The organism is Rickettsia endosymbiont of Cardiosporidium cionae (assembly GCF_015476335.1).
In the GTDB taxonomy this organism is placed as follows: domain Bacteria; phylum Pseudomonadota; class Alphaproteobacteria; order Rickettsiales; family Rickettsiaceae; genus JADHZC01.
Genome location: NZ_JADAQY010000007.1, coordinates 18,315 through 29,316, shown reverse-complemented (window position 1 = coordinate 29,316; position 11,002 = coordinate 18,315). Strand labels below are relative to the sequence as shown.

Genomic DNA, 11,002 nt, shown 5'->3' with positions numbered 1-11,002 from the left:
TAACTGATGGTTCAGTTTCAGGTAAATATACTCTAAACAACATTATAAAAGCAAATCCTACTCCCATCGATGTTAATATAACTGACTTATCTGTCCTGAATCCGAATATTGTTAGTAATAATACTGGAATTACTATTGATAAATAAATACCAGCTGTCACAGTAATGATTTTTAGCAAACTAATATTAGTTATGGCAATACCCAAACCCATGGCTCCTACTATGAGTGAAAAGAATTTAGCAGCAAATAATTTGTGTTTAGGATTTTTACTAGGCCATATATCATTAGCAAAAGTCACTGCTGATGTGTTTATTTGTGAATCAGCAGTTGACATTGACATCGCTATTATAGCTAATATTAGCATACCAGAAATCCCAGTAATAGGAGAATATTTATTTACTATTTCAGGTATTAATGCTTCAGGATCCAATTTAGGATTAATTACAAATAAAGATATTGGAATAATCACCATCATAATTTTAACAAATACTAAAACTATAGCTGAAATTATCATTACCTTTCTTAACCTTGCTAAATTACTACCCATGAGTATTCTGTGTAACATGGTAGGAGCAACCAAAGATTGTATAAAAAAGAATAAAGACAAATTCATCATATCCCAAAATTCAAGATCATTTGTATCAAATATTTTATTTAAATTAAATCGCTTATTTTCAACTATTTGGAGTATTTTTTTATCAGAAATATCTGCATAATGAAAAACGATTATGCCTATTAAAATTATTGCAAAACTAAAAGCAAGAAATTGTACAATATCAGTATATACCACTGCTTTTATTCCTCCTATAGTAGAATACAATGTAACTAATAATGCTGAAAATACTATAGATGTAGTAGGACTAATGGTAGAAAAATACTCAAATATTTTACCAAATGCTTTGAATTGTACAGCTACCGCACCTGCAGAATTTATAATAATTGTTAAAGATACAACATACTTAGCCCATTTACCGTAAATTTTGTCTATAGCTTCAGCAATAGATATATTACCTAAAAAATCTTGCATTCTCGGTACAATAATAGTTCCTAATACTACAATCGCAATGTATGAGCTAAAGAAAACTAATACAATATATAAACCCTTGTTATATACATTTGAAAGTATTAAAAAAAAACTACTCCCACTCATGTATGTAGCGACAATAGTTGCGACTAGCGCTCCTGTAGAAAAATTTCTATTACCAAGAGCGAAGAATTTAAATGTCTTAACTGCAAAGATATTCTTTAGCCCTGTCCAGCAGATTATACCAATAAATACTATTATTATTGATTTATCTGCAAACTCTAATGGGATTTTAACTGATTCTACAACTGATTCCATATTGGTTCATATTTAATTATTAACTAATCACTGATAATATTATCTAGAACTAATATGTTAATCAAACAGCAATCGTTTCTGAAACACATGTATTGAGAATATTATCCCCATTTAAACATACTGTTATATTTTCGCCACTCAGTATTTCTTCTGAATCATAAGATCCGTTGATTATATCTGAAAATGGAGAACCACATACATACGCAAGATCTCTTGGAGAATTACCATCATTATCAAAAATTTCATCTATATCAGATTTAGATTTTAATATATCTACTAATGCAGAATTTTTAGATTTAATAGCTAGCATGATTGCTGTATCTCCATTATTATCCTGTATATTCCAATTAACACAATCCGTAGATACTAACTTCTCTACTAGCTTTGTTTGTTCTTCTTTCACTAAAAATATTGGTGCTGTATTTTTTTCAGCATTTTGGATATTAAAATTGGCTCTGCCTATACAATATTCTATTATCTCAAAAAATCCTTTCTTTGCAGCATATAAAGGTACTGAATCTCCATTACAATTTTTTGTATTTAAATCTGATTTTGGTAGTAAAAATTTTGCTATCTGTAATTTTTTATATTCTACTGCAAAGAAGACTAGAATAGGTTTTTCTCGATCTTTTGTGTACGTGTTGTAGTCAAATTCTTCTTGGTAAATAGAAACAAAATTTCTTATTTCTTGTTTTAGTGAAATCAAATCATTTTTTTTCACGCATAAAATCATTTTATTTATATTATCGTTCATATTTAACCTTTGGTTGTTTTAGATGTTAATTCCTCTAGTTTCTGTGAAAGTTTAATATATTTTTCTTTTCTTGCAAGAAAAAAATTAAGAATTTCTGGAGTATATTCTTTTACTAGTGCTACTATATCTTTCCCATCTTTATCTTTAGTTTCAAAATCGATAGCCCGACCCCCTAATAATATAGCTTTTATTATTTCTATAGATTTGTCTTTTGTTGCACACATTAAATAATTATCACCATTTTTATCTAAAATACCAGAACTTAGGTTGGGTCTAAACATAACAATAGTTTTTACAATATCTAATTGTTTGTTTTTTATCGCTACATGCATCGGGGTATCTTCGTTATTATCCGCTGTATTTGGGCTCATATTTTGTTTTAATGCTAAAAATACTTTTACCATTTCAATGGAATTTTGTTTAATCATCATCATTAAAGGAGTATTACCATCTTTATCCTGAGCGTCTACATCAAGATCTCCTCTGATTATTAATAGTAATTTAAAAATCTCTGTAAATTCATTCTTTATAGCAACTGCAAATGGTAAGTTTCCTTTATTATCAGCAACATCAACACTAAAATTTTGCCTAAGTAATAAGAAAAGTTTTACTATTTCTATATCATTTTTTTTGACTGCGATTAGAAATGGGGTTTGTCCATCCTTATCTTTAGAATTAACTCCTATTCTTGGAGTTTCTAATAATATGCCGATGATTGCTAGGTTAGGTTTGTTGGATTTGACAGCTATTAATAATGCTGTATCTCCATTTTGATCTTTGATGTTAACGTTGACTCTGTCTCGAAGGGCTTCTTGTAGGGTAAGAAAATTGCCTGTTTTTACAGCTTCTAAGAATTTCTTTTCTACATATTCTTGTTCAAAATTCTGCATTTAATCCTCATAATTGCTAGTGAAAATTATAATTATAAGGAGTTTTTTCTTTCCGCTAAGTCATATATAGTTCTGCTTCTTTAATTCTTCTTCTGAGTAATCCTCTAGACTTTTTTCCACCTGCAAAAACCCATCGAAGAAGCTCTTCTGGAACAGAAAAATAATCACCTCGATTAAGTTTTTGTCTCAGCGTCGATCTTTGGAGTGCTCCAGAACCTACATTATAAGTAAAGGACACTAAAGCATCGAATTGCTTTTGTAGAAGCTTCACGTATATTAATCGCGACACTGCTCTTTCAGATGATAAAATATCCTGCTTCAACAATTCTTCTGCAGATGCCCTTGAAATACCTTCATTCCAGTTCTCTTTACTCCTTACAACATGCCCATAACCTATAGTAAGCACACCTGCAATATCAATATATGAATATCTTCTATATCCTTCAAACTGCTTTATTAAATCTAATCCAGATTTCGATATACGCATCATTTTCCTGAAAATTTAGATAATGTTCTTTGTCCAAACCAAAAAGATATTATAGCGGCAAATATAGCTCTTGTATCCTGATCCCATATCCCTAGAAAACTATTTATACCACTATTTCCAGAATCTAGCATCTTAGCTATGGTCAAAATCTTAACAACTGCAAATAAAAGAAAAAAAGAATAAGTGATGATCGGCCTAACAGACCCTCTAAGCCCTTCAACCCAAGGGATCCCGGTAGGTTGGCTTGCATGTTTATACAAAGCTTTTTTCTCTGCTATATCTGCATCTATCTCTATTTCTTGCAGCCGCTGGTTGTGACCTTGTTTTTGCTGTTCCATCTGCAACTTCAGAATCTCCAATTCATGTTTCTTGTCTTGCCTATCTTGGAAAAAACCTAATATATTAGGAAAGCCAGCTGACAAAAAACCCAAAAAACTACTTAACAAAGTTAACATTTATTCACCTATTTTTAATTTTCTATATATACACGATCATCTTCTACAACTCCAGATATCTGGACAGTATTGCCTCTTGGAGTTATAGATATAATCCTTAAATTTTTTCCCCAATCAGATCCGACTCCAAACCCGACATGCGTTCTCTCCCTATCTAGCTCAGTATTTGGCACAAAATCCAAGTCCTCATGTAAAACTAATTTGTTGCTGATATCTCCAAGGCGAGTAACTTCATATGGTCCACTCATACTCCCATCTTTTTTACGAAAAACAGCATAATGTTTAACATCTGGAAGAATGCTCCAATCTAACCTGTCAAAAACAGTAATGACGTTATCATCTACTGCTATTATCTCGCTATTCTGTCCCCAACTTGGTAAATCATGATTAACAGAAATCAAATCTCCATAACTCGGAATCAACCCCTCCAATTCAGTACTAAATGTCACTATTTGTCTTCTATATCTATTTACAGATGCTAGATATAAGCCTTCTCTCTCTGCTTGTTTTTTATTAGTTACGCCTACAAAAGATACCTTAGTTTCTTTTTCATTAGTTGAGTCAGGAAGAAATGCTGTTATTTGCTCAAATCTCCAGGTTTTTTTATCCATATATTCTACTACAACACGTCCGCTGGTCTCCTCACTGGGCAGTATATATTTAATTGATAATGAGTTTTGTACAATATTCCTAGGTGTAAACATAGCAACTGGAGAATTTTCCTTCTGGTCTCGAACAAACCTGACAATACCTCCTTGTAAATATACAGTAGCCCTACCAACTTTTGCTATTCTAGATACCGCTTCCCATACAGTTGTAGTTTGATCGAAAATTCCATTAAACTCATCTCCTCTATCCTGCCAAACTCTATCTAATTCTATTAATCCAGCAAGATCTATCCTTGTATCTTGGAGATTAGCTCCATACTTATTTCTTAATACATCAGCTATTGCCCATGCTATAGAATTTGTATTTGCAGGAGCCGACCATATAGAACCGTTCCATATAGGCAATTTACGTATCACAATACAATTTACTGATCTTTGTGATTGAGATGATAAATTGTTAGTTGCCTTCATTTTTAATGCAAGAGTTGTCAAGCCAGGAAATGTCACAATTTTGTCTGTAACGCCTTGTAATACGGTCCACACCATGTTATCAGTAATACTTAAAACACCAGAAATTGATGTAATCTCACTAGATTGATTGATACTTACCATATATTGTGTTCCAGTGTTTACAAAAAAACGTTTGGTAACTGCAAATCTATCTCGTGTATTTCTGGTTAACGTATCGGTATCACTTAGAAAAAGACTTCCAGTGTTAGTATTTGAAACACTAACAGTAAATTCCGCTGTATGTTCAAGATCTCCGCCAGATTCGTCTAAAACAAATAAACCTTGCGGAAAAACTATCGTAACAATTATAGCAGAAATGTTAACACCTTCTGGATTGATATTAAAAGGACCGATTATTCCAGCATCTTTTAATGTTTGACTTGAGACTTCTGGTACGGTCAAAATGTTAGTTTGGAAGATGCTAGAATTAATTGCTTCTCCAGGTCTTTTAATAGAAGAGCTAATCCCACTAAAAAAGCTAATTGGAGTATCATTAATCCTCACATCTGATATATCATATTCTCCTTGACCTATTATATGTAATTGATGTACAAATTGGTCACCATTATCTGCATATGAGATGTAAGGAGTTGATCCGAAATCTGGATATATAATATGTGTTCCATATATTACAGGTATTGCTTGCCCTACTCTGGCTTGATTCCCTTGAGCTTGGATATTATAAGTGGGGCTTTGACTTCTAGCAGTAGCGCTTCTCTCTATTGGATTTCTCTGTTGAGAATTATTAAATATCGATGTCAGAGCACCAAATGTTAGCGCAACTCCAACACCAATTGCAGCAATTGCAAATGCTGATGTAATACCTAGTGCCGCTGCTGCTGTAGGAACAAGAGCTGTAGCAATAGCTCCTATGATTCCTATAATTGGCCCACTTGGAACAGCAATAAAATCTACTATATCTTTTTCTCCTAGAATTGTTGTTGGCCAGTATTTTCGAAGTAATGGCTCTCCGTTATACATACAAATTGTTGGAGTTGAGAATTCTTCTATTTCTTTAGAATCTAGCCATTCCCTAATAGATTTTTGCTCCTGCAAAAGAAAGATCTCTTTATTTTTATGTCTATGAAATGGATTTCTGTATATTGTTATTTTTGACATATTTATATATTGCTATGATGTTCCAACTAGAAATAGAAAGATTAGATATTTTTTGGAAGACGACTCCATGATATCGCATACAATGCAGCACTGCACCTGGGTCGATCCAGATCCCTACATGGCTTGGTTTTTTGTTCCTTCCTAACAATATAGCATCACCTTCTTTTGCAGCTGCAAGAGGAACTTCTATCCAATTATTAAACTCACAGTGACTAGAGAATGCATCTATTACAGATTTTGTATTGCAGGCATTTACATTAATTGGTTGTAGCTGAATCATATAATAAGTTATATAAATATATCGAAGAAACCCCCAACAATCGAACATATCTGGTCCAGAAGCTCCATTCTTCCAAGCTTTTCCAATATATTTATTAATATTAATTTTCATCTTCTAAGGCCAGGAAAACGATTCAAATTATATTCTTCTGTTGGAAACTTAATATTTCCAACATCTAGCATTTTAGCCTTACCAGTTATACGTAATATACTAGCTTCGATATCATATAACACAAGCTTTAAAGGTGGATTCATTTGAGGTTCTGAGAGATCCGAGAATAAATATGGCCTATATATCAGATCTATCCTATCTTGAGAAGTAGCTGCTATCTCTAAAAATGGCATGAGCTCTCTACTTACATTATCTATCGATACGGTTATTTCTGGAACAGGAGTTGTATCTAACTTTGGAAGCTTTAGTTCAAATGCTATAGCTTCAAACTGGACAATCTCGCCAGCATTTTTAGGTGCATCATCCTCCAACACAGCAAGCAATGGAGTTTTGTCTTGTACCATTCTAATAGCTTGTGCTTGCCCCAGCTCATCTAGAAAATCAGGATGATGGAGTTCAATTGTATTTAATATTACATTATCTGCAGGGGCAGACGCATATGCTTCTTCTAAAGCCTTAGATAGTTGCGTATTAGCCATTATTCTCCTCTATCCAAGCTTCATCTGACAAGAAATCCACAGCTTCTCCTGCAATCAATAATTGTGCTATCTCATCTCTCTTATTTTGGATCTGAATACATTTTCGAGACAATACATCTAATTTATCTTTCCTAGCTTTTTCAGCAGTGTTAAGAGTTTTCTTATTTCCGAGCAACATCATATCTAAGAATCCAAGCAACATAGAATCGCGATCTTTCTCTAAATATACCCTCCTAATCATTTCATCTTTTAATCCTCTAAACACTACTGATTTTTCTTGTAGCTGAATTATTTTTGCAGACGTCGCCAAGGTTGCATTCTCTGGCACATGGACGTTTCCTGCAAATGAAAAATAGATGTTGTTTCCCATTTCTCCAAGAAAAATAGGGGTTTTATTGCTGTCAATAAAAGCGATTTTGTCAGCTTTAGAAAAATAATATATAGCCATATGATTAAAATATAATATTTGATAAAATTAGTTCGTTTGTATTATTCTCAGATTGAGTTCCAGTTTGACCGAAATTATTTCTTCCACATGCATATGCTTTGCCGTTTGAGAATACTACAGAAATTCCAAAACTGTTACCAACTCCATATATCTGCCAATTCTCAATAGGAGCTATTATATTGCCAAGTTCTGAAAAAGTAGAAATATTAGTTGTTGTTCCGAGTCCTAGATTACCAAAGCTATTTTCCCCAGCTGCAAACAAACGATTAGATACCTGTACTACTATTGCTTTTGTATTTCCAGTACCGCCAAACTTAATAGTTGTAACATTTCCTTGAAAATCTCCTATAGGTTCTATTATACTGCTTCTAGCTATTAAATCGCTTGTTCCTAGCTGCCCGGAATCATTAGCACCTGCAAGAAAAACTCTATTATCAGATGATATAAGCGCAATATTTCCATGATATCCATCAGATATAGCAATATCTCTAAAACTATTATCGCTAGTAAAGCGAGTTAATTCCTCAAGATCTGTCGTGTCTCCAGTTGCTAACTGTCCAAAATCGTTGCTCCCAACTCTATAAATATCCCCGGTATTTGTTAATATAATTCCAAAGCCTCGATAAAAGCTAGGATCGAATAAATCAGTGCTTAAAGTCGAACTCATAGTATGAGCACAATCTACAACTGCTTTGGAAACCCCAGATACAGCAGTTACTCGTCTTGGCAATGTTTGAGTTATTCTATTTCCTAATCCTAACTGCCCCTTAGAATTATTTCCCCATACATACAAATTTCCATTGGTATCTACTGCATAAACAGAAAAAGGCCTAGCAGATACAGAAACATCTTTTATATTAGATAATGTTCCACATCTAACAGGAATTAATTGCTGGAGATTTGTTCCATCCCCAAGATTCCCATCTTTATTGTCTCCACAAGCATATAAATAACCATTTGTTGCTAAAAAGTAAGAGCAATATATATTAACTCCATATGTCCAACCACTTGTAAATATTTTCTCAATCTGGATCGAATTGTTTGAGAAATATTCTATTTTCTTTGCAGTTGCAATAGGTGTTAGATCACCATGTCCTAATTGGCCTGAGCTATTATCTCCCCAACTATACACGTCTCCTTCTGCTGTAATGGCATAATTAGAAGCAATTCCACTATATAGCGAGACAAAAGTTATATTGTCTTCATTTGTTAATTTTATAGGCAATATATTAGTTCTTGCACCAGAATCTCCATTTCTAAAAAATGCTCCACTTCCAACAGCAAAAACACTGCCATCTTGCATTAAATATGACCTATAGTTGTTACTACCAACTGTTGTGATAGTTGCAACTTTTGCCGCAAACTTAGATAGATCTGGTGGCTCTGGGACAGGTGTATCAGGCAAATCTATTATATCGCCTGCCCAAGTTATTTCGCCATCTATAACTAAAGGATATTGTCCATTTTCTCCGATATCTAATGTTATTACCTCGTCTCCATTATGAGTTAGAATTTGTCCTGCAGCTGAGAATAAGCCAGTTCCAATACAAAATAATTCCCATTCTCCTAAGTTTGCTAATGGATTAGCAGTTGGGAAATTTCTTTTTGAAATATATATGTCTCCTCTATATTCGACTAAACTATTTCTAAAATAGGTCAAGCCAATATCATATATTCCACGCCATACTGGCCTTAGGTTTTTTAAAATCTTTCTCATAAAAATATAACGTTTTTTAATGTTGAGATTGTATGTAGCACTGTAGATTGAGTACCAGTTTGCCCAGAAGTATTATTGCCATTTGTATCGACTCTACCATCTTCATATAGGACAGACAATGCATGTCTATTGAAAATACCAGATACCACCCAATCTTTTATCTGACCAGAAATTCCAATAACTTCCTGAAATGTGCTATTGATGGCCACAATATTGCCAACTCCTAAGTTTCCATTGACAGAATAACCAGCTGCATATATCTTATTTCCAACTTGGACGAATGTACTATTATATACATTAGTTCGCCCGCTATTAGCCGAAGTAACACTACTATATCCACCGAACTGGACTTTTCTCACATCTCCAGATAATACTCCTCCTTGTAATTCAGGAGTTGTAATAAATGAAGTTACGCTTTTTCCTAATCTTCCATTTTCAGATGACCCCCAGAGATAGATTCTACCTCTAGAGATTGCAGCAGCCGCAGCATGGTATGATTGTGAAACAGCAATTTCCTCTATATTCTCTAGTGTTGGAATCTTTGTATAGCTATTCATATTAGTGCTATTACCTAATCCTAATTGTCCCCAGCCATTTGCTCCAGAACTAAAAACATCTCCATTTTGTAGCAATACTAGAGAAAAAGCTTGGAAGCTACCATTGGTTATATTAGTTGCGCCACCTATAGCTTTCTTTACATCTGATAAAGCATCGACTTTAACAGGTATGTTCCTTTGTGTTATATCTCCTAAGCCTAATTGTCCAACATTATTTGCACCCCATACCCACAGATCTCCATTCGAGTCTATAGCATATACTGATATTGGATTTGCAGATGGAAAAACGTCAACTATATTTTCTAATATTCCAACTCTAACTGGAGTTAATCTTTGAGTTGTAGTACTATCCCCAAGCTGTCCCCAAGCATTGTTTCCAACTGCATATAATATACCATTAGTTGACAAAAAATAAGAGTTATATATATCGCCACTGCTCCATCTGTTATTAAATATTTTTGATATTTTAATTCCATTTGTAACAAAATATTCTATCCTAGTTGCAATCGCTAAATTACTTGTATTTCCATGCCCAAGCTGCCCATTATTATTAAATCCCCAGCTATAAACATCCCCGCCTTGAGTTAAACCATAGCTATAATTAGTCCCAGAAAATATCTCAATAAATTTAATATCTTGAAAATTAGTATTAACACGATTTGGTAGGAATATATTAGAGCCATTAGGATCTCCGTTTCGAAACGCACCGCCGAAACCAACAGCTTTAATCGAACCATCAGCCATTAAAAATGTTCGAAAAGCATCACTACCATGATCAACTATTGGTAGTTTCCATACCTTCTTAGCAGGATCTGGTAACACAAAAAAACTTTGCGGTAAATTCCCAATAAACGGGATTCCGCTGCCAGATAGATCTATGTTTTCCCATACAAGCCTACCATTAAACGAACGTAAAGTTTCATTTTCCTTCCCAATAGGGAGCCTCTCTAACCCATTTTCTCCAATCATCGCTATATCTCCTCGCTCCTGCAAAACATCAAGCCCCCGTAAGAACAATTGCCAAGGGGAATTTTCTTGCACAGGAGAAACCCCTATGCTTGCAGCCGTTGCAATATATGCAGATTGTTTAAATAGCACAATATCATCCTTTGAATATTGTCGTGTCTGACTATATTCTCCTTTCCAATTTAGCGAAATATTTCCAAAATTTAATTTTGTAACCAT

Annotated in this window: 11 protein-coding genes; all 11 read right to left on the bottom strand. The window is 33.8% G+C overall.

All coding sequences use genetic code 11. The features are described from left to right. The coding region (locus IHI24_RS04435) for a sodium:solute symporter family protein (protein WP_194966859.1) at positions 1-1,342 on the bottom strand (1,342 nt) is incomplete at its 3' end. A 61-nt stretch (positions 1,343-1,403) separates the two neighbouring features. Beyond that, complete coding sequence (locus IHI24_RS04430) at positions 1,404-2,096, bottom strand: ankyrin repeat domain-containing protein (protein WP_194966858.1); 693 nt, start codon at positions 2,094-2,096, stop codon at positions 1,404-1,406. A gap of 2 nt (positions 2,097-2,098) precedes the next feature. Beyond that, positions 2,099-2,986 (bottom strand): ankyrin repeat domain-containing protein, encoded by an 888-nt coding sequence (locus tag IHI24_RS04425; RefSeq protein WP_194966857.1) that lies wholly within the window; start codon positions 2,984-2,986, stop codon positions 2,099-2,101. 55 nt (positions 2,987-3,041) lie between these two features. Beyond that, positions 3,042-3,476 (bottom strand): lysozyme, encoded by a 435-nt coding sequence (locus tag IHI24_RS04420; protein WP_194966856.1) that lies wholly within the window; start codon positions 3,474-3,476, stop codon positions 3,042-3,044. After that, positions 3,473-3,928, bottom strand: a complete 456-nt coding sequence (locus IHI24_RS04415; protein WP_228777161.1) for a hypothetical protein — start codon at positions 3,926-3,928, stop codon at positions 3,473-3,475. Before IHI24_RS04415 ends, IHI24_RS04420 begins: the two co-directional genes overlap by 4 nt. 14 nt (positions 3,929-3,942) lie before the next feature. Further along, on the bottom strand, positions 3,943-6,165 hold the full coding sequence (locus IHI24_RS04410) for a phage tail protein (RefSeq protein WP_194966855.1): 2,223 nt from the start codon (positions 6,163-6,165) through the stop codon (positions 3,943-3,945). Beyond that, on the bottom strand, positions 6,128-6,556 hold the full coding sequence (locus IHI24_RS04405) for an NlpC/P60 family protein (protein WP_194966854.1): 429 nt from the start codon (positions 6,554-6,556) through the stop codon (positions 6,128-6,130). Before IHI24_RS04405 ends, IHI24_RS04410 begins: the two co-directional genes overlap by 38 nt. Then, positions 6,553-7,095: a DUF1833 family protein gene (locus IHI24_RS04400; RefSeq protein ID WP_194966853.1), complete on the bottom strand. Its 543-nt coding sequence runs from the start codon at positions 7,093-7,095 to the stop codon at positions 6,553-6,555. The genes IHI24_RS04405 and IHI24_RS04400 overlap by 4 nt, the downstream gene beginning before the upstream one ends. Beyond that, on the bottom strand, positions 7,088-7,543 hold the full coding sequence (locus IHI24_RS04395; RefSeq protein ID WP_194966852.1) for a hypothetical protein: 456 nt from the start codon (positions 7,541-7,543) through the stop codon (positions 7,088-7,090). Before IHI24_RS04395 ends, IHI24_RS04400 begins: the two co-directional genes overlap by 8 nt. A gap of 4 nt (positions 7,544-7,547) precedes the next feature. Next, positions 7,548-9,260, bottom strand: a complete 1,713-nt coding sequence (locus IHI24_RS04390) for an RCC1 domain-containing protein (RefSeq protein ID WP_194966851.1) — start codon at positions 9,258-9,260, stop codon at positions 7,548-7,550. After that, positions 9,257-11,002 carry an RCC1 domain-containing protein gene (locus IHI24_RS04385; RefSeq protein ID WP_194966850.1) on the bottom strand — a complete coding sequence of 582 codons (1,746 nt, stop codon included), beginning with the start codon at positions 11,000-11,002 and terminating at the stop codon, positions 9,257-9,259. The genes IHI24_RS04390 and IHI24_RS04385 overlap by 4 nt, the downstream gene beginning before the upstream one ends.

What these genes read in the sequence shown, in the direction of transcription:
- IHI24_RS04425 (WP_194966857.1), bottom strand. Translation starts at nt 2,986, where the DNA reads ATGCAGAATTTTGAACAAGAATATGTAGAAAAGAAATTCTTAGAAGCT.
- IHI24_RS04390 (WP_194966851.1), bottom strand. Translation starts at nt 9,260, where the DNA reads ATGAGAAAGATTTTAAAAAACCTAAGGCCAGTATGGCGTGGAATATAT.
- IHI24_RS04400 (WP_194966853.1), bottom strand. Translation starts at nt 7,095, where the DNA reads ATGGCTAATACGCAACTATCTAAGGCTTTAGAAGAAGCATATGCGTCT.
- IHI24_RS04415 (WP_228777161.1), bottom strand. Translation starts at nt 3,928, where the DNA reads ATGTTAACTTTGTTAAGTAGTTTTTTGGGTTTTTTGTCAGCTGGCTTT.
- IHI24_RS04395 (WP_194966852.1), bottom strand. Translation starts at nt 7,543, where the DNA reads ATGGCTATATATTATTTTTCTAAAGCTGACAAAATCGCTTTTATTGAC.
- IHI24_RS04420 (WP_194966856.1), bottom strand. Translation starts at nt 3,476, where the DNA reads ATGATGCGTATATCGAAATCTGGATTAGATTTAATAAAGCAGTTTGAA.
- IHI24_RS04385 (WP_194966850.1), bottom strand. Translation starts at nt 11,002, where the DNA reads ATGGTTACAAAATTAAATTTTGGAAATATTTCGCTAAATTGGAAAGGA.
- IHI24_RS04410 (WP_194966855.1), bottom strand. Translation starts at nt 6,165, where the DNA reads ATGTCAAAAATAACAATATACAGAAATCCATTTCATAGACATAAAAAT.
- IHI24_RS04430 (WP_194966858.1), bottom strand. Translation starts at nt 2,096, where the DNA reads ATGAACGATAATATAAATAAAATGATTTTATGCGTGAAAAAAAATGAT.
- IHI24_RS04405 (WP_194966854.1), bottom strand. Translation starts at nt 6,556, where the DNA reads ATGAAAATTAATATTAATAAATATATTGGAAAAGCTTGGAAGAATGGA.